The following is a 19,997-nucleotide window of genomic DNA, read 5'->3' as shown; positions in this document are numbered from 1 at the left end:
CCAGCAAAAGGAAATCCCTTGGCCAAGCCAAATTATTCGTTCGAGAAGCGCCAGCGCGAGCTGGCGAAGAAGAAGGCCCAGGACGAAAAGGACGCCCGCAAGCGCGCCGCGCGCGAAGCGGCCAAGCCGCAATCGCCCGACGCCGCCGAACCCGCTGCGGAAGACGCCGCGCCCGAGTCGACCTGAGGCGCCCGCGCTCAGTCGAGCCGGCTGCCCTCCAGTTCCCGCAGCCAGTTGTGGGCGCGGGTGGCGGCGATTGCCCCGTGGCCCACGGCCACGCTGATCTGGTCCAGGCCGTCCACGATATCGCCCACGCAGTACAACCCCGGGACCCTGGTCCCGAACGGTGAGCGCATGTCGGTGCTGCCGTTTTGGTCCACCTCCAGCCCCAGCATCACCGCGAGTTCGGTGCGCTGGCGGCAGCCCAGCGCCGGATAGACCACGTCGAACGCCAGGGGCGCTTCGACGCCTTCGACATGGATGTCGAAGCGGTCGCGGTTAGGCGCGTAGCGCACCACGGGCCGGGCGACGATGGTGATCCCGGCGTCGGCCAGCTGCGCGCGCTCCTCGCGCGTGAGTTCGTCGTTGCTGCGCGGCAGCAGGGTGATGTCATCGGTGAAGGTGCGCAGGAACAGTGCCTCGGCGGCGCCCTGCCCGTCGCAGCCAATCACCGCCACGCGGTGGTCGATGTGCTCGTAGCCGTCGCAGACCGGGCAATAGCGCAGCACCCCGGCCTCGATCGCGGCCTCGTGGACCTCATGCGGCAGCGGGATCTGTTCCAGGCGCAGCCCGGTGGCAAGCACCAGCGCGCGGGCATGCAGGCGCTGGCCATCCTTCAGCGTCAGCGTGAATCCCGGGTCCCGACCCTCCACTCCGGCCGCGGCCGCCACGACCTCGGCTTCGAGGACTTCGGCGCCGTAGCGTCCGGCGTGCCCCTGCATGCGCTCCAGCAGCTCGGGACCGGCCACGCCGTCCGGAAACCCGGGCGCGTTGTGGGTCAGCGGAATGCGCGCCGCGCGCGAGCGGCCGTCATGCACCACCAGCACCCGGCGGCGGAACCGCGCGAGGTAGAGCGCGGCGGACCAGCCGCCCGGCCCCGCTCCCACCACGATGCAATCCCAGCATTCGCCCGGCTGCAGGTCCGGGGCGCTCACGGGGTGACCCGCAGCGTACGCTTGAACAAGGCAAGCATCCGCGCCCACGCCTCCGTGGCAGCCGCTTCGTCGTAGCGTGGCGTGGTGTCGTTGTTGAAGCCGTGCTGGGTACCGGCGGGCTGGAAGAGCGCATGGCGCACGCCGGCCGCCTTCAGCGCCTCCGCGTACGCCGGCCATGCGGCGTTGATCCGTTCGTCGTCGGACGCCAGCACGACCAGCAGTTCGGCGCGGATCTTCGCCACCTCCTCCAGCGGCGCCGCACTGCCGTAGAACGGCACCGCGGCGGCGAGGTCCGGCAACTGCGTGGCCAGGTAATTGGCCATGCCGCCGCCGTAGCAGAATCCGACCACGCCCATGCGCCCGTTGCCGCCCTCGATGCCCTGGAGGAGCCTCGCCGCGGCAATGAAATCCTCGCGGGTGCGGGCCTGGTCGAGGCCCTGGAACAGCTTGCGCGCGGCGTCTTCGTCGCCCGGATAGCCGCCCAGCGGAAACAGCGCATCCGGCGCGAACGCGATGTACCCGGCCAGCGCCAGGCGCCGCGCCACGTCCTCGATGTGCGGGTTGAGGCCACGGTTCTCATGCACCACCAGCACCGTGGGCAGTGGCCCGCCGGCACCTGCTGGACGGACGAGGTAGCCGCGCGCGCGGCCATAGCCCTGCGGGGAATCGAACTCGAGATGGCGCGCGTCCAGCCGGGCGTCGTCGGGCTTGACCTGCTGCGCCAGGGCGAACTGCGGGGACAGTGCCGCCAGCAGGCCCGCCGCCGTGGTCGCGCCCGCGGTGAAGCGCGCGGCGCCGGCCAGGAACCCGCGCCGGTCGATGTCGCCATGCACGTACCGGTCGAACAACTGGAGGACGGCGGGGTCGAAATCGGCTGCGGTCTTGCGCGGCGGAACAGGCATGTCGGCGTCCGGTGTTGGCGATGACCGCCGCATCCTAGCAAGCGCGCGCATGCACGGCGTCTGCGCCAGAGTGCCCGCACAACGTCGCGCTGACGTCACTGAATACACGCCACGACGCGCGGAATTGCCGTCAAAAGTCGTTCAAACGTTGCACGTTGGCCGAACTTCGGCGGCGTAGCTGGCGGTTTCCCGCCAGTTATCGTATAATGCACGTTCCTTCCGCCACCGCCATTCCCTTACGGGCCGTGGCCGCATGTCTGCAACACGCAGCCCCATCAGCACGAGGAGACGCATGTCCAGCAAGACCACCCCGACCGCAGTCAAGCCAACGACCCCTTCACGCGTGTTCGCCGCCAGCTCCCGTGGCGCGCAGAACGCCAGCCTCAGCAGCGACACCATCGCCGCCGACATCGCGGCGTTCAAGACCCATGGGGGCCGGATCGAGGTCCTCGGCATCACCCCGCTCCGCACCCAGGCGCAGGGCCCGGCGTTCCGCTCCAAGAGCACCGCCAAGCGCGCCACGGCAACCGCGGCACGCGCCGCGACCGCGACAGTGGTCGCACCCGCCGCGACCAAGAAGAAGAAGTCCGCCGGCTGAGACGGCCGGTGCCCGCGCCGGGTCAATCGACTTCGGCCGCCGCCTCGCGTCCCTGCTGGCGGATCAGGGCTTCCTCGCGCGCGTCATTGATCGCCTCGCGCACGCTGTCCAGGTCGGCAACGCGCTCATCGTGCACGAAGGTGCCGGTGAGCACGGAGTCCGGCCGCAGTTCACCCGCTTCGAACAGCGCCCACATCTCCTCGCCGTACCAGGTATCCAGCAGCTCCGGCGCCCATTGGCCCAGGCCCGCGGTGAGGTTGTTGACGTCGCGCAGCAGCATGGTGCGCGCGGCGTTGTTGCCGCCCGCGCTGACCACCTGCGGGAAGTCGATGACCACCGGCCCGTCCGGGCCGACCAGGACGTTGTACGGCGACAGGTCGCCGTGGATCAGCCCGCAGCACAGCATCAGCACCACCTGGCGCACCAGCACCGCGTGATACGCGCGTGCCTGCTCCGCGGTGAGTTCAACCTCGCCGAGCCGTGACGCCACGAATCCATCGGCGTCGGTGACCATTTCCATCACCAGCACGCCGTGGTGGAAGCCGTGCGGCTCGGGCACGCGCACGCCGGCATCGCGCAGCTGGTACAGCGCCTCGACCTCGGTGTTCTTCCACGCCTCTTCCTGCTGCCGACGCCCGTAGCGGGAGGCCTTGCCGATCGCACGCATCTCGCGGCTGCCGCGCACCTTGCGGCCTTCCTGGTACTGCACGCGCTGCTGGAAGCTGCGCTGTGCCATGTCCTTGTAGACCTTCGCGCAGCGCAGCTCGCCGCCGGCGCGCACTACGTACACCGCTGCTTCCTTGCCGCTCTTGAGGGGGCGCACGACCTCGTCGATGACGCCGTCGTCGATCAGCGCCTGCAGCGGGGCTGGGGTTCTCATTCAGTTCCTGGGGGCGTGGCGCGGGATCGCGCCGAAGCCGGCCATTCTCGCATTACCCGGTCGCAGGCCATGAACGGCTACCAGACCAGGTCGTCGGGCACCTTGAAGCGGCTGTACCAGTCATCGTCGGCGGCATCGGACTGCGGTGGCGCGCTGCGCGCATGGTCCAGCGCGATCATCGCCGGGTCGCGGGCCCCGACCTTCTCCGCGGCGGCGCGCGGGATGATGGCGTAGCCGCCGTCGTGGCAGGCGACCACCAGGCTGCCGGCGGCAAGCTGGCGACGCACCGCATCGGTCACCGGCAGGGTGCGGATCGCCCCTGCATGGGTGAACCGGTAGTCGATCGTGCCGTCCACGGCGAGCCGGTTCTGTTCCACGATCTGCCGCACCTGCGCCCGCAGTTCCTGCGCCCGCGCCTGCTCGTTGCGTTCGGCGGACAGCGCGCGGTCGCGCTCGATCTTGTCCAGTCGCGCGCGTTCCAGCGCGGCCTTGCCTTCATCGGCGGGTGGCGGGGACTTGGCATGGCGCTGGCGGGTCTGCTCGCGCGCCACCTGGTCGACCCTGGACTTCTTCGCCAGTCCGGCCTTGAGCAGTTGTTCCTGCAGTGGATTGCGCATGTCGGTGCCCTTGCATGGTGCCGCCCCGATGATACGCGGCCCGCGCCGACCGCGCCCCGCCAGGCCGCGGCGGATGACCCGGCCATGAACCCGGGTGCCTTTCGCCGGGCCGGATGACGCAGGTCAAGGAGCTGCCGGCAGACGCGCGGCAGACTGCATGCATCACGAAAACCAACGTCACCGGAGATCATCATGAAGAAGTCCATTCCCGTCCTTGTCGGCCTCGCGCTCCTTTCCGCGGGCGGGCTGGCCAGCGCCGCCAACTGCAGCATCGTGCTCGACAGCAACGACCGCATGCAGTACGACCAGAAGAGCATCGAGGTGTCGGCCGGCTGCGCGACGGTGACCGTCGAACTCAAGCACAGCGGCAAGCTGCCCAAGACGGCGATGGGCCACAACGTGGTGATCACCACCGAAGCCGACGCCACGCCGGTGGCACAGGCCGCGGTGAAGGCAGGCGCCGCGAATGGCTACGTACCGGCGGGCGACAAGCGCATCATCGCCGCCACCAAGATGCTCGGCGGCGGTGAGAGCACCAAGATCACGTTCCCGGGCCGCGCGCTCAAGGCCGGCAGCGACTACGCGTTCTTCTGCTCGTTCCCGGGCCACTCGGCGCTGATGCGCGGCAAGCTGGTGGTCAAGCCCTGAGCCGTTGCGCCCTGCTCCACGACGGACATGCCGGCCTCGCGCCGGCATGTTTTTTTGCGTGTGCAAGATTCCTGCACGGCATGCATTCAAACACTTGATTGGGGTCAAGGCGTGCGCGTCGCGGCACCTGTAGATTTTTCGGCAACGGGGGAAAGGCCCCCATGGAGCTGGAAATGAATGTCCTGAAGACCACGCTGCTCTCAGCGGCCCTCGCACTTGCCTGCGGCGCATTCGCCGCCCCGCCGGCATACGCCGTGGATGCGCTCGAACTCATGCAGTCCACCATCGACCAGGCCCCCGACCTGTCGGCACTCGCCGAGCACAAGGTGCAGCTGGTGCGGCCGCCGTTCGTGCACGCGCACGACCAGGTCGCACCCGGCGCGCCGCGGCTGGTGAAGTTCACCCTGCCGATCGAGGAAAAGGAAATCGTGATCGACGACAAGGGCACGCGCATGCACGCGATGACCTTCGGCGGTTCGATCCCCGGCCCGATGATGGTGGTGCACGAGGGCGACTACGTCGAACTCAAGCTGATCAACCTGGCCAGCAACAGCATGCCGCACAACATCGATTTCCACGCGGCCACCGGCGCGCTGGGTGGTGGCGACTTCACCGTCGTCTCGCCGGGCGAGGAAGTCACGCTGCGCTGGAAGGCGACGCGCTCCGGCACCTTCATCTACCACTGCGCCCCGGGTGGCTCGATGACGCCGTGGCACGTGGTACAGGGCATGCACGGCACGATCATGGTGCTGCCGCGCGACGGCCTGAAGGATGGCGACGGCAAGCCGCTGCGTTACGACCGCGCCTACTACGTCGGCGAGACGGACTTCTACATCCCGCGCGACGCCGATGGCAACTTCCGCTCCTATGGCAGTTCCGCCGAATCGCTGCCCGACACGCTGGCCACCATGCGCACGCTTACGCCTTCGCACATCGTCTTCAACGGCGCGGTCGGCGCGCTCACCGGCGAGAACGCGATGACGGCGAAGGTGGGTGAAACGGTGCTGTTCGTGCACTCGCAGGCCAACCGCGACACGCGTCCGCACCTGATCGGCGGCCACGGCGACTACGTCTGGGAGGAGGGCAAGTTCGACAACGCGCCGATGAAGGACCTCGAAACCTGGTTCATCCGCGGCGGTTCGGCGGGCGCAGCGTTGTACACGTTCCTGCAGCCGGGGCTGCACGTGTACCTCAACCACAACCTGATCGAGGCGGTGGAACTGGGTGCCGCGGGACACGTCCAGGTCTCCGGTGATCGCTGGAACCACGACCTGATGACGCAGCCCGCCAAGACGGGCCCGATCCGCCCCGACACGGACCTGTCGATGCCGGTCGCGCGCTGACGCGGTCCGCGCAGAGGCGGCAACACGCAAGGGCACCGCGATCGCGGTGCCCTTCGCGTTTGCGGCGTCATGACGCTCCTGGAACGCGCGCGGCGGCGCGCCAACCGTCAGCGCGCCAGCCACCGCCAGGGCAGTTCGACGGCCTTGGAAATCCCGATGCGCGGCGTGGCCCGCAGTGGTCCCCCGCCGCGAAAGCCGTCGTCGAAGATGCCCACGCGCGTGCTCTCCACCAGGTCTTCACCGTCGAACGTGCCGTCGATGCCCAGCGCCTGGGTCAGTTTTCCCGGCCCGTTGGCGAGGTCGGCATCACGCGACGCGCGCGGCCGCGCCGCACGCATGGCCTCGATGCCGGCCAGCGGCAGCAGCCCACGCATCAGCACGCCCGAACCATCGCCACAGGTCGCGTTGCAGCACCAGTGGATGCCGTAGCTGAAGTAGACATACAGGTGGCCCGGCGGGCCGAACATGGTGGCGTTGCGCTTTGTCGGCCCGCGGAAGGAGTGCGCCGCGGGATCGTCGCGCCCGCGATAGGCCTCGACCTCGACGATGCGACCGGCGCGGCCATCGGCCACGCGCAGGATCCGGTGCACCAGCGTCGGCGCTACGTCGAGCACATCGCGGTCGAAGAAGCTTCGGGGAAGGCGCGTCATGCCGGGCACGTCGTGGGCGGTGGGCGTGGCATCAGGGGCGCCATCCTGCCACGCCGACCCGGCCACCATCGCCACGCGGTCTTCGCACACTGCGGCCTGGGGCATGATGTGCGGCGGGGACCCACGGAGGCGCGCGATGACGCCATGGCTGGTGGTACTGCTGGACCTGCTTGGCACCTTCGCCTTCGCCATCAGCGGCGCGACGCTGGGCGTGCGCAAGCGCCTGGACTTCTTCGGCGTCATGGTGCTGGCGTTCGCGGCCGCAACCGCCGGCGGCATAGCACGCGACACCCTGCTTGGTGCCACGCCGCCCATTGCGCTGGCCGACTGGCGCTACCTCGCGGTGTCGGCGGTGGCCGGAGTCACCGTGTTCTTCGGCTATGAGCAGGTGGAACGCATGCGCAACCCGGTGCAGCTGTTCGATGCGGTGGGCCTGTCCCTGTTCGCGGTCACCGGCGCGGCCAAGGCGCTGGCCTTCGGGCTGGGCGGCACCGGCGCGGTGCTGCTGGGCATGCTGTCGGGCATCGGCGGTGGCATCGTGCGCGACGTGCTGGTGGCCGAAGTGCCGGCGGTGCTGCATCGCGAACTGTATGCCGTGGCCGCGGGGGCCGGCGCAGCCTGCGTGGTGGGCGGCGTGGCGCTGGGCTTCCGGCCGGGTCCCGCGATGGTGGCCGGTGCCGCACTGTGCTTCGTGCTGCGCTTCCTCGCCATCCGGCGCGGATGGCAGCTGCCGGTGGCCCGCAATCCCGGGGAATGACCGCCGGCGATGCGACCGCGGCATCGGCGTCAGCCGCCGCCGCCGAACAACGACGCCTGCGCCGGCGGGTACACCAGGCGTCCGTCCACCACGCGTGCGGGCGAGGTCCAGGGGTGCGGCGTGGGTGCGCTGGCGCCCAGGACGTGCAGGACCTCGACGCCGCGCAGCTTGAGCACGTCCGCCACCAGCGCGCGGTGGCAGCGCCACCACAGCAACTCCGCGCACATCAGTGCGCTGCGCCGACGCGACGCCATCTGCAGCGTGACCGCCAGCCCTTCGGCGAATTCGGCGCTGTCCAGGTGGTCCGCGTAGCCCTGGAAGGAGGCGTTGCGCCAGCCCGTGTTCAGCGAGCCGGGACGCGCCCTGCGGCGTCCGCCAAGCTGCGGCAGCCAGGCGTATTCGATGTCGCGCGCCGGCAGGCTGTCGGCGAGCGCCTCGCGCGCAAACCACGGATGGCGGCGCGAGCCCGGGAAGCGCCGCACGTCGAGGATCGCCTCGATGCGGTGCTGCGCGAGCATCGCCACGAAATCGTCGAACGCCAACGTTGAATGCCCGATCGTCCAGATCGTCGCGACATCGGGCGCTGGTGCGTCACCTGGCATGCCGCGACGGTAGGCGGCCCCCGGCCATCAGCGCGTGAATGACTGGTCCGCGAGCTGCAGCCCGCTGCTGAACTCACGGCGCCGGCCATCGAGCGGATCGTCGAACGCGAGCGAGTGCGCGAGCAGCTGCAGCGGCCGCGCGTGGTCATCGGCCACGGCAGCGTGCAGCTCCGGATACAGCGGGTCATTGAGGATCGGCGCACCGAGTGCGGCCATGTGCACGCGCAGCTGGTGCTTGCGGCCGCTGACCGGGCGCAGCCGGTAGCACCACGCGCGCTCGCCGCGTTCGACCACGTCCAGCCAGGTCTCGCTGTTGGCTTCACCAACGACCTCGCGCATGCGGAAGAACGGCTCGCCGCGCTCCAGGCGGCTGCGGTGCACCTGCGGGAACGCCAGCGCGGGCAGCGGCGGCGCCAGGGCCAGGTAGGCCTTGTCGATGCGCCTCTCGCGGAACAACGCATGGTAGCGCGCACGGCTGTCGCGGTTCGCCGAGAACAGCACCAGTCCCGCGGTCAGGCGATCAATGCGGTGCAGCGGCACCAGGTTTTGGTTGCCGAGCCGCCGCACCAGCCGTCCGACCAGGGTCTCCCGCACGTAGGCGCCGGTGGGCGCGACCGGCAGGAAATGCGGCTTGTCGGCGACCACCAGGTGCGCGTCGACATGCAGCACCGCCTCGGTGACGGGAATGCGCGGCTCGTCGGCGACTTCGCGGAAGTAGCGGATCTCGGCTCCAGTCCGGTACGGCGCGGTCACCGCGAGCGGCCGGCCATCGGCATCCAGCACGCGGCCGCGTGCGAAGCGGTCCAGCCAGGCCGTGCGGTCGATCGCGGGAAACCGCTCGCAAAGGGCTTCGAGCACCGTCGCCCAGGGGCCTGGCGGCAGCTGCAGCCGGCTGGCGGGAACGTCGCCCTGCGACACCCGGCTCAGCCCAGCCACGCGCCGCCGGCACGCTGGCTCATCGCGCCAGCAGCACGATCTTGCCGGTGTGACGACCGCTCTCGAGCCACGCATGCGCCTCGGCCGCCTGCGCCAGCGGGAACGTGCGGTCGACCACGGCGCGCACCTGCCCCGACTCGATCCACGGCCACGCCACGCGCTCGACCTCGGCCGCGAGCCGCGCCTTCTCGTCGGCGCTGCGCGGACGCAGCATGGAGCCGGTGATCACCGCCTGCTTGCGCATCACCGTCGCCACCGGAACCTGCAGTTCATTGCCGCCCTGGGCGGCGATGTAGACGATGCGGCCACCGGTGTTGAGCGCGTCGAGCGTCGCGGCGAAGTATGGTGCGCCGACCATGTCCACGGCCACGTCGATGCCGCCCGCGGCTACCGCAGCCGCAGCGAAATCCTCACGCGTGGTGTCCACCGCCACGTCGGCACCGAGCGCGCGCGCGGCGGCCGCCTTGTCCGCGCCGCGCGCGGTGGCCACGACGCGTGCGCCGGCGGCCTTCGCCATCTGGATCGCGGCCACGCCGATGCCCGACGTCGCGCCGTGAACCAGCAACGTCTCGCCGGCACGCAGCGCGCCGTGCTCGAACACGTTCGCGTACACCGTGAACAACGTCTCCGGCAGCGCCGCGGCCTGCACGAAATCCAGCCCCGCCGGCACCGGCAGCGCGTGGCGCGCGTCGACCAGCGCATACCCGGCGTAGCCGCCGCCGCCGAGCAGCGCGCAGACCCGGTCGCCGACTTTCCAGCGGCCCGCGGCTTCGACCACCTCGCCGGCGACTTCCAGCCCCAGGGTGTCGGGCGCACCCGGCGGCGGCGGATAGCGGCCGGTGCGCTGCAGCACGTCGGGGCGGTTCACGCCGGCCGCGTGCACCCGCAGCAGCAGCTCACCCTCGCGCGGTCGCGGGCGCGGCACTGTCACCGCATGCAGGGCCTCGGCGGGGCCGGAGCCACCGCGGATGGCGATCGCAGTCATCGTGTCCGGCATCCGGATGCTCCGCAACGTGGGGCCCACACGGTACACCGCCCGCGGCGCGCGCCGGCCGTCTTCACACCCAACGCCCACGCGGCGCGCGACCATCGCCCGGTCTACAACGCAAAGAGGTTGACATGAAGACTTCGATCGCACTCCTCGCCGCCGCCTGCGCCCTGTCGCTGGCTGCGTGCGGCAACAACGAACCGGGCACCGACACCAGCGCCACCCCGGGCCCGTCCACGGCACCGGTGGCGACCACCCCCCCGGTCGAAGCGCCGCCGGTCGAGACCCCCGCTGACACCATGCCGCCAGCGACGTCCGAAGCGCCCGCCACCGGCACCAGCGGCAAGCCGAACGCCGTGGTGGACAACTGCAAGACCACCATCGAAGGCAACGATGCGATGCAGTACAACGTCGGCGCGATCGTGGTGCCGGCCTCGTGCAGCGAATTCACCATCACCCTGCAGCATGTCGGCAAGCTGCCGGTCGCCGCCATGGGCCACAACGTCGTGATCAGCAGCGAGTCCAACATGATGGGCGTCAACGCCGACGGTATCGCCGCGGGTGCGGGTGCAAGCTTCGTCAAGGCCGACGATTCACGCGTGGTCGCGCACACCGAGATGATCGGCGGCGGCCAGAGCACGTCCGTCACCTTCCCGGTATCCAAGCTCCAGGATGGCGGACCGTACATGTTCTTCTGCAGCTTCCCGGGCCATGCGGCACTGATGAAGGGTTCCATCAGCGTCGGCTGATACCGACCCGATGTCCGCGATGCCAGGGAGGGCGTCGCGGCCATGGCGCGGCACGCCGCCCATGGCGCTCATTGCCTGTCGGCGAACGCCTCGGCCAGATAGTCGATCATCACCCGCACCTTGGCCGGCGGGCGCCGGTCCGGCGGATACAGCACATGGATCCCGCCAAGGTCGACGACCGGCCGGTCCAGCTCGAGCGCCACCAGCTCGCCGCGCTCCAGCGCCGTGGCGACGATGAAGTCAGGCTGATAGATGATGCCCTGCCCGCCCACCGCCGCCGCCAGCAGCGCGTCGCCGTTGTTGGCCATCAGGTTGCCCGAAGCCGGCACGCGGAATTCGCCACGCAGGCCAAAGGCCCAATGGCTGCCGTCCTGCATGGCCGTGAGCGTGTAGCCCAGGCAATTGTGTTGCGCCAGTTCTGCGATGCGCCGCGGCAGCCCGCGGCGGTCGAGATAGGTCGGCGCCGCGCACACGCGCATCGCGCAGTCCGCTAGCCGCCGCGCCTGCAGCGGACTGTCGGCCAGCCGCCCGATGCGGATCGCCAGGTCCCAGTTGTCGGCAATCACGTCCAGCTGTGCATCGCTCAGGCCAAGCTCGACCCGAACTTCGGGATGCAGCCGCGCGAACGCCGGCATCAACGGCGCGATGAAACGGCTGCCGAACGACAGCGGCACGTTCATGCGCAGCAGCCCACTCGCCTTGACGCGCTGCGATGCGGCCTCCGCCTCGGCTTCGTCGATCTCGGCAAGGATGCGCTGGCAGGCATCGAGGTAATTGCTGCCGGCCTCGGTGAGTGCAAGGCGGCGCGTGGTGCGATGGAACAGCTTGACGCCCAGCCGCGCTTCCAGCGCATTGACATGCTTGGTCGCCATGGCCGGCGACATGCCCAACTGGCGTGCGGCCGCGGACAGGCTGCCGGCAGCAGCCGCACGCACGAACACCCGCATGCTGGTGATGCGATCCATCCCGCCTCCTACTGTCAGTGCGAAGTCTTGGTCGATACTAGCCGGTTCTCCACCTCCGGGTCGCGACCCATACTGGACCCATCGATCAGCGGAGACACCTCATGATGACCAGTGACAACCGCCGTGACCCGGGCCAGCCTGCCCGGATGCCGGTGTTCTTCATCCCCCATGGCGCCGGCCCATGCTTTTTCATGGACTGGAATCCCGCCGACACCTGGAACCGGATGGCGGCTTTCCTCAAGGGCGTGTCCGCGACGCTTCCGGCGCGGCCCAAGGCCATCGTGCTGGTCTCCGGCCACTGGCTGGAGCCCGGCTTCAACGTCACCGGCAGCGCACGCCCGCCGCTCATCTACGACTATTCCGGCTTCCCGCCGCACACCTACGAGCTGGCGTATCCCGCACCGGGCAGCCCGGCGCTCGCCGAACAGGTCGCGGGGCTGCTTGGCCAGGACGGTGCAACCGCGCGGGTGGACGGCGGACGCGGCTTCGACCACGGCGTGTTCATCCCGCTGAAGCTGATGTTCCCCGCGGCGGACATCCCGGTGGTGCAGCTGTCGCTGCGCGCCGACCTCGACCCGGGTGCCCACCTCGAGGCGGGCCGCACGCTGGCCGCACTGCGCGACGAAGGCGTGCTGATCATCGGCAGCGGCATGAGCTTCCACAACATGCGCGGCTATGGCGATGCGCGCTTCACGCCGGTCTCCGCCGAATTCGACGCCTGGCTGACCGCCGCCGTGGAACACGCGCCTGCGGAACGCGACGCCCTGCTCGCCGACTGGACCCAGGCGCCGCACGCGCGGCTGTGCCATCCACCGGGCGGCGAGGAACACCTGCTTCCGCTGCTCGTCGCCGCGGGCGCTGCCGCCGACTCCGAGGGCCGCAAGGTCTACTCGGAGACTGTCATGGCCACCACCATTTCCGCATTCCGCTTCGGCTGAGCACGCGCCGCGGCACACGAGGAGCAAGCAATGAAGATCGACCTTTCGGGCAAGACCGCCATCGTCACCGGGTCCACCGGCGGCATCGGTCTGGCCATCACCAGCGGACTGGCGGACGCAGGCGCACGCGTCACCATCGTCGGCCGCACGCAGGCGCGCGTGGATGACGCCCTCGCCACGCTGCGCGCCCACGCCGCCGGCGCCGATGTGAGCGGCGTGGTCGCCGACGTCGGCATCGCCGACGGCTGCGCCACGCTGATCGCCGCGCGGTCCGACGCCGACATCCTGGTCAACAACCTCGGCATCTATGGCGCGCAGGAATTTTTCGCCATCGACGACGCGCTGTGGAGCGAGTACTTCGAGGTCAACGTGCTCAGCGGCGTGCGCCTGGCGCGGCACTACGCGCGCGGCATGCGCGACCGCGGCTGGGGGCGGATCCAGTTCATCTCCAGCGAATCGGCGCTCAACATCCCCGCCGAGATGGTGCATTACGGGGTGAGCAAGGCCGCGCTGCAGGGCCTGTCGCGCGGGCTGGCCAAGGTGCTCGCCGGCACCGGCGTCACCGTCAACACCATCCTGCCGGGCCCCACGCGCACCGGGGGCGCGATCGCGATGATGGCCGACCTGGCCGCGGAGCGCGGCGTGCCGGCATCGGACATGGAAGCCTTGTTCCTCGCCGAAAACCGCCCGTCCAGCCTGCTGAAGCGCTTCGCCACGCCCGAGGAAGTCGCCAACATCTGCGTCTACGCCGCGTCGCCGCAGGCCAGCGCCACCACCGGCGCGGCGCTGCGGGTCGAAGGCGGCATCGTCGAAAGCATCGCCTGAGGCTGATCGGCGCACACGCCGGCCCAGGTCGCACCGGCATGGCTGATGGGTCGCCCCGCAGTCACCGCGCCGATCGCCAGCGCCACCAGCGCGGCGCAGTTCGACGAGTTGATGGGCGCGGCCCGGCGCGGCCCGCGCTCAGCCTGCGTGCGACAACGCGAATGCGATCGCGGCGCACACCGCCGCCACCTGCGCGGCGTTGCACTGTGCCGGCGTGGCGGCCGGGCTGTCGGGATAGACCTCGGTGGTCGTGGTATAGCGTGCGCCGGTGATGCCCGCGCACAGCCCCAGCGACGCGAGCGGGTAGCGGATGACGCCGGGTGCCACCACCGGCGAGCCGATGATGTCGCCGTTGTCATCGGCAGGCGCGATGTGGGTGACCGCGGCCACGGCGTCGATCACCGCATGCTGGAATGCCGGCTGCGGATGCACGCTGTCGTCCACCAGGTAGAAACCGTCGGGGATGCCGCCCGGCTCGAACGGTTTGCCGTCGCGGGCGGCCAGCGCCGGACGGAACTCGCTTTCGTCGCTGTCGGTGGTCTCGTGCAGGTCGATGTGCATCAGCACGCGGTCGCGCAGGGGCGCGACAAGCTGCATCAACGCAGCGGATTCCCGCACCGGGCTGTCGACGCGGAAGGAGCGGTTGGGATCGATGGCGTCGGCATTCCAGCGTTGGATGCGTTCGTAGCCCCATGGACTGACGCACGGCACCACCAGCAGGTTGGCGCGGCCCGCATATTCCACGGCGCGCTGGTCCAGGAACTGCAGCGCGCCCTGCACGCCGCTGGTCTCGTAGCCATGCACGCCGCCGGTGACCAGCATGACCGGCAGCGCGTCGTCCCAGCCGCGGCTGCGTACTGCGAACAGCGGATACCGGCCGTCGTGCCCGTGGTCCAGCACGCCGTACTGCTGCACGTCGAAGCGATCGCGCAGGCGGTCGATCGCGGCGACGACCTCATCGGCATAGCTGCGCTGCACCTGCTGGCGTGAGCGCCATTCCGACTTCTCGCGCGGGCCCCAAGGCTCGCCGGGAATGCCGATGGGTCCGGGGTTCGCGTGAATCGTCATGCTGCCTGCTTCGCGAGAAATGCCAGCAGCGCCTGGTTGAAGGCATCGGCATGGCTGAGGTTGCAGCCGTGTGGCGCGTCGGCCAGGACCACCAGCTCGCTGCCTGGGATGGCCGCATGCGTGCGCTTGCCGGATCCTTCGAACGGCACGTTGCCGTCGCTGTCGCCGTGCAGCACCAGCGTCGGGACGCTGACCTTGGCCAGATCGCCGCGGAAGTCGGTGGTGGCGAAGGCCTTCATGCAGCCCAGCGCAGCGGCCTGGTCGGACTGCCTGCAGAGCGCGATGGCCTCCTGGCGCTGCGCCTCGGTCACCTTCAGTTCGCCGTTGGCGCTGAAGAAGGTGGTGGTGAATTTGTCGAAGAAGGCCTCGCGATCCGCCCTCAGGCCGTCTTCCTTCTCCTTCGCCGCGTCCTGCGTCAGGGGACCGTCCGGATTGTCCTCGGTCTTCATCAGGTACGGCGGCACGGCCGAGGCGAACACGACGCTGCGCAGGCGGTCTTCGCCGTGGTTGGCCACATAGCGCGCCACCTCGCCACCGCCATCGAGAATCCGACGAGGGTGACGTCGCGAAGGTCGAGATCCTCGATGACACCGGCGAGATCCGCGGCCAGGGTGTCGTAGTCGAAGCCGTCCGCGGGCTTCGCCGAACGCCCGAAGCCGCGGCGGTCATACGCCACGACACGGAACCCCGCGGAGCGCAGGGGCCCGACCTGTGCGCTCCACGAGTCGGCCGACAGCGGCCAGCCATGGATCAGCACCACGGGGCGTCCATCGCCGCCGCTGTCCTCGACGTGCAGGCGGACGCGGTCCGGGTTCTTGTTGGAAGCGGGCATGGGGAATCCTTGCAGGTGACATGGGCCGGCGGGCGCCGGACCCTGCGATGGTCGCGGATGCGACGTTAAGACGCGGTCCCGCTGCACGGCATGATCCCGGTCAAGGCGGAGTCCCCGCTTCTGCGCCACCCTTGGCACGATCGGAACAGAGGACCCGGCCTTGAGCATCCCTCCCATCGAAATCGATGCCGTGCTGGTCGCGCGCGCCCTGGAGCTCGGGGTCGACGAGTTCCGGCAGCTGATGGCGGACAGCAAGATTTCCGTCCTGTGCGAACGCGGGACCGGCGAAGACGCGGGGCACTATCGCGCGAGCTTCTATTACGGCGCGCGACGCGCGCGGTTCGTGGTTGACGGGAAGGGGCGGCCGCGACCGGACAGCCCGGAGCCGTCATGATCGAAGAGCCTCAGTCCTTGCCTTTGAGCAGCGACTTGAGGCCGGCGAACGGGTTTGAAGTGGCCGATGCGGGCGCATCCTCCGCGGCCAACGCGCTGACGCCGGTATGGTCGAGCTGGCGCGAGTGCTCGTTGTCGTGGCAATACACGCAGAGCAGCTCCCAGTTGCTGCCATCGGCCGGGTTGTCGTCGTGGTTGTGGTTGCGGTGGTGCACGGTGAGTTCGCGCAGGTTGGTGCGGGTGAACTCGCGCGCGCAGCGTCCGCAGATCCACGGGTACATCTTCAGCGCGCGCTCGCGGTAGCCCAGGTCGCGCTGCTCGGCGCTGCGGCGCGCCTCGGCCACGATGCGGTCGAGCCTGGCCTCGTCGGGTACGCGTGTGGACATGTCGGTTTCCGGGCTCGGTGGCCGAGAAGCGTAGCACCGGGCCGGACAGCGGTCAGCGCGCCTCGGGGCCTGGCGGCGGCGACTGCAGCATGCGCTGCAGGTCGGCATCCTTCTCGTCCCACATGCCGTTCATCCATCGCTGGAATCGGGCGCGCACGGCGCGGTCATCGCGCGAGCCGCCACCGGACAGGTCGGCGGGGATCTCACGCTGCCGCACCAGCACGTTGATCGCGGGGACGCGTCCCCCCATCAGGTCCACCAGCGTCGGGCGACCGCCGGGGTAGGCGATGGTCACGTCGAGCACGGCATGCAGCCCGCCACCCATGGCGTCGATCACGTACGACACGCCACCGGACTTCGGCTTCAGCAGGTGCCGGTACGGCGAGGCCTGCGCGGCATGTTTTCCAGGCGTGAAGCGCGTACCTTCCACGAAATTCATCACCGCCACCGGAATGTCGCGGAATTTCTCGCAGGCGCGCCGCGCCGCTTCCATGTCGCGTCGCCCCAGCTCCGGGTTCTTGGCGATCTCGCGGCGCGTGTAGCGGCCCATGAACGGGAAATCCAGCGCCCACCACGCCAGGCCCAGCACCGGCACCCAGAACAGCTGGCGCTTGAGGAAGAACCGCAAGAGCGGGATGCGGCGGTTGAACACCTTCTGCAGCACCACGATGTCCACCCAGCTCTGGTGGTTGGCCAGCACCAGGTAGTGCCCGTCGACCTGCAGGTGCGCGTCGACCACCACGTCGAAACGGGTGCCGCTGAAAAGGTCGATCAGCGCGGTGTTGACCGCGATCCAGTTCTCCGCCGCACCGGTCAGCAACGGGTTGGCCGCCAGGCGCACGCGCCGGAACGGCAGCAGCGCCTTGACCAGGGCCACCGCCAGCAAGGGCAGCGCATGCACCAGCGTGTTGATGACCACCAGCACGAACACCAGCGTCGCGCGCAGCGCGCCCATCAGCGGCACGCTCCGAACGCACCGAGCACGCCGGCGACGTTGGTCCCGATCTCGCGCACAGCGTAGCCGCCCTCCTGCACCAGCACGGTTGGCAGGCCGAGCGAAGCCAGCCGCGCGCCCAGTTGCGGGAACCGCTCCGCGCCGAGCTTGAACGCGCTGATCGGATCGCCCTCGTAGATGTCCACGCCCAGCGAGACCACCAGCGCGTCGGCTCCGAAGTCCGCGATCCGCTGCAGCGCGGTGTCGAGCGCCGCGTCGTACGTGTCCCAGCCGGTGCCGCGCGGCAGTGGGAGGTTGAGGGTGAAGCCTTCGCCCGCGCCCGCGCCGCGCTCGTCGGCGTAGCCCAGGAAATACGGGTATTCCGTCTCCGGCGTGCCATGGATGGACACGAACAGCACGTCGTCGCGCTCCCAGAAGATGTCCTGGGTGCCATTGCCGTGGTGGTAGTCGACGTCGAACAGGGCCACCTTGCCGAAGCCGCGCTCACGCAGCTGCTGCGCGGCGAGCGCGGCGTTGTTGAGGAAGCAGTACCCGCCGTACACGCTGCGGCCGGCGTGGTGACCCGGCGGGCGGCACAACGCGTACGCGGATCGCTCACCCTCGGCGACCAGCGCGGCGGCGGTCATCGCGCACTGCGCCGCCGCGAACGCCGCATCCCAGGTGCCTTCCACGATCGGCGTGCCGGCATCGAATGCGTAATAGCCCATCGCGCCGCTGATGCCGGACGGCACGCGATCGCGGCGCAGCCCGCGCGCGGGAAAGCCGCTGGGCAACATGAAACCGTCGCGCCCGTCCTCGCGCCAGCGCGCATGCGCGGTGCGCAGGAACGCGACGAAGTCCGCATCGTGCACCGCCAGCAACGCCTCCGGGTCGAAGTCCCGCGGCGCCACGAGCGCATGCCCCGCATCCACCAGCGCCTCGCGGATGTACTCGGCGCGCGCCGGCATTTCGTAGCAGGGCACCAGCGCACCGCGATGGAGCTCCATGCCACCGTCGTGGCGCAGGTGCAAGGGCGAGTGGACGATCTGCATCGGGGCTCCCGGACGGTCTGAGCCGGCAATTCTAGCCACCCGCGGCCATCGCGGGCAGCGCCGCCTGACCGCCGGGCGGTGGGCGGGATTTGCGGCGGGCGTGACTAAAGACCGGCGAGCACCGCGCCGCTGCCCGCTACAGTCGATCCCTTTGGCGCGCCCTGCCCGGGCGCCGGGGAGTGCCGGATGTTGAAGCGTTGCGCGATGCTGTTCTGCCTGGGTGCCAGCGGCCTGTCGGTGGCCGCAGAGCCGGTCGACCTGGACATGGTCAGCCGCATCCGCCAGGAGGCGTTCCACAACTCGCAGGTGATGGCGACCTTCAGCCACCTCACCGAGGCCATCGGCCCGCGCCTTACAAATTCACCGCAGATGGCCGAGGCCAACGCCTGGACGCGCGGCAAATTCAACGAGTGGGGCCTGGCCAACGTGCGTGACGAGGCCTTTGACGGCTTCGGTCGCGGCTGGGAGTTCAGCCACGCCAGCGTGCAGATGCTTGAACCGCGCACCCAGCCGCTGCACGCGCTGCCCAAGGCCTGGACGCCCGGCACCGACGGCCCGGTGGAGGGCGAGGCGATGGTCGTCACCATCAAGACGCGCGAGGACCTGGAGAAGTACAAGGGCAAGCTGGCCGGCAAGATCCTGCTGCTGAGCGAAGCGCGCGAGTACGTGCGCGGCGAAAAGGCCGACTCGCACCGCCACGACGATGCCGGCCTGGCCGAACTGCAGGCGTTCTCCGTGCCCAAGGACGAGAAGGACAGCCGCGCCAAGCGCGCGAAGGAATACACCGAGCGCACCGAGCTGGCCAAGGCGACCAACGAATTCTTCGTCGCCGAAGGCGCGCTGGCTGCGCTGTCGATCAGCGGCTGGGACAACGGCATCATCCGCGTCGGCGGCGGCGGCTCGCGCAAGGCCGGCGAATCGGCGGGCATCCCGGAACTGGCCATGGCGGCCGAGCACTACAACCCGCTGGTGCGCGCCGTCGAGCGCGGCCAGGCGGTGAAACTGCGCGTCAACGTGGGCGCCCGCTTCACCGACGAAGCCGACCAGCCCGGCTACAACACGCTGGCCGAGATCCCCGGGCGCGGTGGCAAGGCCGGCGAGATCGTCATGCTCGGCGCGCACATGGACTCATGGCATACCGGCACCGGCGCGGCCGACAACGCCGCGGGCGTCGCGGTGATGATGGAAGCCATGCGCATCCTCAAGGCGGTGGGCGCGCGACCCGACCGCACCATCCGCGTGGCGCTGTGGAGCGGCGAGGAACAGGGCCTGGTCGGTTCGCAGTCGCACGTGGCGCGCCACTTCGCCGCGCATCCGGAGCCCGTCGATCCGGCGCAGCAGGCGCTGCCCGGCTCGCTGCGCGAACCCACCGGTCCGCTGCAGAAGAAGCGCGACTACGAGCGCTTCTCGGCGTACTTCAACATGGACAACGGCTCGGGCCGCTTCCGTGGCATCTACGCGCAGGAGAACCTGGCCGCGGTGCCGATCTTCCAGGCCTGGCTGGCGCCGTTCCACGACGTGGGTGCGACCACCGTGGCCACGCGCAACACCGGCAGCACCGACCACATTCCCTTCGACCGCGTCGGGCTGCCCGGCTTCCAGTTCATCCAGGACCGGCTGGACTACTTCACCAACGTCCACCACAGCCACCTCGACACCTGGGACCACGTGGAGCCCGAAGACCTCAAGCAGGCCGCGGCCATCGTCGCCTCGTTCGTCTACCACGCGGCCACGCGCGAGGAGCGCATGCCGCGCAAGCCGGTGCTGGAACGCGACTGAG

23 protein-coding genes and 1 pseudogene are annotated in these 19,997 nt (G+C 70.0%); 10 read left to right on the top strand and 14 right to left on the bottom strand.

Translation table 11 applies throughout. The features are described from left to right. The first annotated feature begins 18 nt into the window (after positions 1-18). On the top strand, positions 19-186 hold the full coding sequence (locus H5368_RS01675; protein ID WP_182820708.1) for a hypothetical protein: 168 nt from the start codon (positions 19-21) through the stop codon (positions 184-186). A gap of 11 nt (positions 187-197) precedes the next feature. Here the strand turns inward: H5368_RS01675 and H5368_RS01670 are convergent, their stop codons facing one another. Together H5368_RS01670 and H5368_RS01665 are read right to left on the bottom strand one after the other, a co-directional pair. Next, positions 198-1,154, bottom strand: coding sequence for an NAD(P)/FAD-dependent oxidoreductase (locus H5368_RS01670; RefSeq protein ID WP_182820706.1), 957 nt, complete (start codon positions 1,152-1,154; stop codon positions 198-200). Next, positions 1,151-2,056, bottom strand: a complete 906-nt coding sequence (locus H5368_RS01665) for a dienelactone hydrolase family protein (RefSeq protein ID WP_182820704.1) — start codon at positions 2,054-2,056, stop codon at positions 1,151-1,153. Before H5368_RS01665 ends, H5368_RS01670 begins: the two co-directional genes overlap by 4 nt. Positions 2,057-2,348: 292 nt before the next feature. Between H5368_RS01665 and H5368_RS01660 the strand changes: the two genes are divergently transcribed. Continuing rightward, positions 2,349-2,654, top strand: a complete 306-nt coding sequence (locus tag H5368_RS01660; protein ID WP_182823961.1) for a hypothetical protein — start codon at positions 2,349-2,351, stop codon at positions 2,652-2,654. 22 nt (positions 2,655-2,676) lie between these two features. Here H5368_RS01660 and H5368_RS01655 read toward each other — a convergent pair whose 3' ends face one another. Together H5368_RS01655 and H5368_RS01650 are read right to left on the bottom strand one after the other, a co-directional pair. Beyond that, positions 2,677-3,534, bottom strand: a complete 858-nt coding sequence (locus tag H5368_RS01655; RefSeq protein WP_182820702.1) for a PA4780 family RIO1-like protein kinase — start codon at positions 3,532-3,534, stop codon at positions 2,677-2,679. 77 nt (positions 3,535-3,611) lie between these two features. Further along, on the bottom strand, positions 3,612-4,151 hold the full coding sequence (locus H5368_RS01650; RefSeq protein ID WP_182820700.1) for a DUF2058 domain-containing protein: 540 nt from the start codon (positions 4,149-4,151) through the stop codon (positions 3,612-3,614). Between the two features lie 192 nt (positions 4,152-4,343). Between H5368_RS01650 and azu (H5368_RS01645) the strand changes: the two genes are divergently transcribed. Beyond that, complete coding sequence (azu, locus tag H5368_RS01645; RefSeq protein WP_182820697.1) at positions 4,344-4,799, top strand: azurin; 456 nt, start codon at positions 4,344-4,346, stop codon at positions 4,797-4,799. 173 nt (positions 4,800-4,972) lie between these two features. Then, a complete protein-coding gene (nirK, locus tag H5368_RS01640; protein ID WP_182820695.1) occupies positions 4,973-6,142 on the top strand; it encodes a copper-containing nitrite reductase in 1,170 nt (389 codons plus the stop codon). 107 nt (positions 6,143-6,249) lie between these two features. Here the strand turns inward: nirK and H5368_RS01635 are convergent, their stop codons facing one another. Beyond that, on the bottom strand, positions 6,250-6,897 hold the full coding sequence (locus H5368_RS01635) for a DNA-3-methyladenine glycosylase (RefSeq protein WP_223877935.1): 648 nt from the start codon (positions 6,895-6,897) through the stop codon (positions 6,250-6,252). 31 nt (positions 6,898-6,928) lie between these two features. Between H5368_RS01635 and H5368_RS01630 the strand changes: the two genes are divergently transcribed. Continuing rightward, complete coding sequence (locus H5368_RS01630) at positions 6,929-7,549, top strand: trimeric intracellular cation channel family protein (protein ID WP_182820693.1); 621 nt, start codon at positions 6,929-6,931, stop codon at positions 7,547-7,549. A gap of 29 nt (positions 7,550-7,578) precedes the next feature. Here H5368_RS01630 and H5368_RS01625 read toward each other — a convergent pair whose 3' ends face one another. The 3 genes from H5368_RS01625 to H5368_RS01615 are packed head-to-tail and all read right to left on the bottom strand — an operon-like array spanning position 7,579 to position 10,084. Beyond that, positions 7,579-8,151, bottom strand: a complete 573-nt coding sequence (locus H5368_RS01625; RefSeq protein ID WP_182820691.1) for a DUF488 domain-containing protein — start codon at positions 8,149-8,151, stop codon at positions 7,579-7,581. A gap of 27 nt (positions 8,152-8,178) precedes the next feature. Continuing rightward, positions 8,179-9,162, bottom strand: a complete 984-nt coding sequence (locus H5368_RS01620) for a pseudouridine synthase (protein WP_182820689.1) — start codon at positions 9,160-9,162, stop codon at positions 8,179-8,181. Continuing rightward, positions 9,107-10,084, bottom strand: coding sequence for an NAD(P)H-quinone oxidoreductase (locus tag H5368_RS01615; RefSeq protein WP_182820687.1), 978 nt, complete (start codon positions 10,082-10,084; stop codon positions 9,107-9,109). Before H5368_RS01615 ends, H5368_RS01620 begins: the two co-directional genes overlap by 56 nt. A gap of 122 nt (positions 10,085-10,206) precedes the next feature. On the opposite strand from H5368_RS01615, the gene azu (H5368_RS01610) reads away from it, so the two are divergent. Then, complete coding sequence (azu, locus tag H5368_RS01610) at positions 10,207-10,824, top strand: azurin (RefSeq protein WP_182820685.1); 618 nt, start codon at positions 10,207-10,209, stop codon at positions 10,822-10,824. Positions 10,825-10,892: 68 nt separating this feature from the next. Here the strand turns inward: azu (H5368_RS01610) and H5368_RS01605 are convergent, their stop codons facing one another. Next, entirely contained in the window at positions 10,893-11,789 is an 897-nt protein-coding gene (locus tag H5368_RS01605; protein ID WP_182820683.1) for a LysR family transcriptional regulator, read from the bottom strand. 101 nt (positions 11,790-11,890) lie between these two features. On the opposite strand from H5368_RS01605, the gene H5368_RS01600 reads away from it, so the two are divergent. Continuing rightward, on the top strand, positions 11,891-12,727 hold the full coding sequence (locus H5368_RS01600; RefSeq protein ID WP_255486287.1) for a class III extradiol ring-cleavage dioxygenase: 837 nt from the start codon (positions 11,891-11,893) through the stop codon (positions 12,725-12,727). Positions 12,728-12,757: 30 nt separating this feature from the next. Beyond that, positions 12,758-13,552 carry an SDR family oxidoreductase gene (locus H5368_RS01595; protein ID WP_182820681.1) on the top strand — a complete coding sequence of 265 codons (795 nt, stop codon included), beginning with the start codon at positions 12,758-12,760 and terminating at the stop codon, positions 13,550-13,552. Between the two features lie 138 nt (positions 13,553-13,690). Here H5368_RS01595 and H5368_RS01590 read toward each other — a convergent pair whose 3' ends face one another. Together H5368_RS01590 and H5368_RS01585 are read right to left on the bottom strand one after the other, a co-directional pair. Then, positions 13,691-14,620, bottom strand: coding sequence for a M14 family metallocarboxypeptidase (locus H5368_RS01590; RefSeq protein ID WP_182820679.1), 930 nt, complete (start codon positions 14,618-14,620; stop codon positions 13,691-13,693). After that, positions 14,617-15,452 (bottom strand): annotated as a pseudogene (locus H5368_RS01585) (alpha/beta hydrolase). Before H5368_RS01585 ends, H5368_RS01590 begins: the two are co-directional and overlap by 4 nt. 160 nt (positions 15,453-15,612) lie before the next feature. On the opposite strand from H5368_RS01585, the gene H5368_RS01580 reads away from it, so the two are divergent. Further along, a complete protein-coding gene (locus H5368_RS01580) occupies positions 15,613-15,846 on the top strand; it encodes a DUF6522 family protein (RefSeq protein ID WP_220486464.1) in 234 nt (77 codons plus the stop codon). A 10-nt stretch (positions 15,847-15,856) separates the two neighbouring features. Here the strand turns inward: H5368_RS01580 and H5368_RS01575 are convergent, their stop codons facing one another. From H5368_RS01575 to H5368_RS01565, 3 genes are read right to left on the bottom strand one after another with little or no spacing between them, the layout of a single operon-like run. Next, the gene (locus H5368_RS01575) at positions 15,857-16,231 is read right to left on the bottom strand and encodes a YajD family HNH nuclease (RefSeq protein ID WP_182820677.1); all 375 of its coding nucleotides are present in this window, start codon (positions 16,229-16,231) and stop codon (positions 15,857-15,859) included. 52 nt (positions 16,232-16,283) lie between these two features. Continuing rightward, positions 16,284-17,186 (bottom strand): acyltransferase, encoded by a 903-nt coding sequence (locus H5368_RS01570; protein WP_182820675.1) that lies wholly within the window; start codon positions 17,184-17,186, stop codon positions 16,284-16,286. Beyond that, a complete protein-coding gene (locus H5368_RS01565) occupies positions 17,186-18,217 on the bottom strand; it encodes a histone deacetylase family protein (protein WP_182820673.1) in 1,032 nt (343 codons plus the stop codon). The genes H5368_RS01570 and H5368_RS01565 overlap by 1 nt, the downstream gene beginning before the upstream one ends. A gap of 186 nt (positions 18,218-18,403) precedes the next feature. On the opposite strand from H5368_RS01565, the gene H5368_RS01560 reads away from it, so the two are divergent. Continuing rightward, entirely contained in the window at positions 18,404-19,996 is a 1,593-nt protein-coding gene (locus H5368_RS01560; protein WP_255486285.1) for a M20/M25/M40 family metallo-hydrolase, read from the top strand. Position 19,997: the final 1 nt, after the last annotated feature.

This window comes from Luteimonas sp. MC1782, from assembly GCF_014164605.1.
Taxonomy (GTDB): Bacteria; Pseudomonadota; Gammaproteobacteria; order Xanthomonadales; family Xanthomonadaceae; genus Luteimonas.
This window is presented reverse-complemented; position numbering and strand designations above follow the sequence as displayed.

What these genes read in the sequence shown, in the direction of transcription:
- azu (WP_182820685.1), top strand. Translation starts at nt 10,207, where the DNA reads ATGAAGACTTCGATCGCACTCCTCGCCGCCGCCTGCGCCCTGTCGCTG.
- nirK (WP_182820695.1), top strand. Translation starts at nt 4,973, where the DNA reads ATGAATGTCCTGAAGACCACGCTGCTCTCAGCGGCCCTCGCACTTGCC.
- azu (WP_182820697.1), top strand. Translation starts at nt 4,344, where the DNA reads ATGAAGAAGTCCATTCCCGTCCTTGTCGGCCTCGCGCTCCTTTCCGCG.
- H5368_RS01635 (WP_223877935.1), bottom strand. Translation starts at nt 6,897, where the DNA reads ATGCCCCAGGCCGCAGTGTGCGAAGACCGCGTGGCGATGGTGGCCGGG.
- H5368_RS01615 (WP_182820687.1), bottom strand. Translation starts at nt 10,084, where the DNA reads ATGCCGGACACGATGACTGCGATCGCCATCCGCGGTGGCTCCGGCCCC.
- H5368_RS01605 (WP_182820683.1), bottom strand. Translation starts at nt 11,789, where the DNA reads ATGGATCGCATCACCAGCATGCGGGTGTTCGTGCGTGCGGCTGCTGCC.
- H5368_RS01565 (WP_182820673.1), bottom strand. Translation starts at nt 18,217, where the DNA reads ATGCAGATCGTCCACTCGCCCTTGCACCTGCGCCACGACGGTGGCATG.
- H5368_RS01665 (WP_182820704.1), bottom strand. Translation starts at nt 2,056, where the DNA reads ATGCCTGTTCCGCCGCGCAAGACCGCAGCCGATTTCGACCCCGCCGTC.
- H5368_RS01570 (WP_182820675.1), bottom strand. Translation starts at nt 17,186, where the DNA reads ATGGGCGCGCTGCGCGCGACGCTGGTGTTCGTGCTGGTGGTCATCAAC.
- H5368_RS01590 (WP_182820679.1), bottom strand. Translation starts at nt 14,620, where the DNA reads ATGACGATTCACGCGAACCCCGGACCCATCGGCATTCCCGGCGAGCCT.
- H5368_RS01620 (WP_182820689.1), bottom strand. Translation starts at nt 9,162, where the DNA reads ATGCGTGGCTCGAGAGCGGTCGTCACACCGGCAAGATCGTGCTGCTGG.
- H5368_RS01630 (WP_182820693.1), top strand. Translation starts at nt 6,929, where the DNA reads ATGACGCCATGGCTGGTGGTACTGCTGGACCTGCTTGGCACCTTCGCC.
- H5368_RS01650 (WP_182820700.1), bottom strand. Translation starts at nt 4,151, where the DNA reads ATGCGCAATCCACTGCAGGAACAACTGCTCAAGGCCGGACTGGCGAAG.
- H5368_RS01625 (WP_182820691.1), bottom strand. Translation starts at nt 8,151, where the DNA reads ATGCCAGGTGACGCACCAGCGCCCGATGTCGCGACGATCTGGACGATC.
- H5368_RS01600 (WP_255486287.1), top strand. Translation starts at nt 11,891, where the DNA reads ATGATGACCAGTGACAACCGCCGTGACCCGGGCCAGCCTGCCCGGATG.
- H5368_RS01595 (WP_182820681.1), top strand. Translation starts at nt 12,758, where the DNA reads ATGAAGATCGACCTTTCGGGCAAGACCGCCATCGTCACCGGGTCCACC.
- H5368_RS01660 (WP_182823961.1), top strand. Translation starts at nt 2,349, where the DNA reads ATGTCCAGCAAGACCACCCCGACCGCAGTCAAGCCAACGACCCCTTCA.
- H5368_RS01655 (WP_182820702.1), bottom strand. Translation starts at nt 3,534, where the DNA reads ATGAGAACCCCAGCCCCGCTGCAGGCGCTGATCGACGACGGCGTCATC.
- H5368_RS01560 (WP_255486285.1), top strand. Translation starts at nt 18,404, where the DNA reads ATGTTGAAGCGTTGCGCGATGCTGTTCTGCCTGGGTGCCAGCGGCCTG.
- H5368_RS01575 (WP_182820677.1), bottom strand. Translation starts at nt 16,231, where the DNA reads ATGTCCACACGCGTACCCGACGAGGCCAGGCTCGACCGCATCGTGGCC.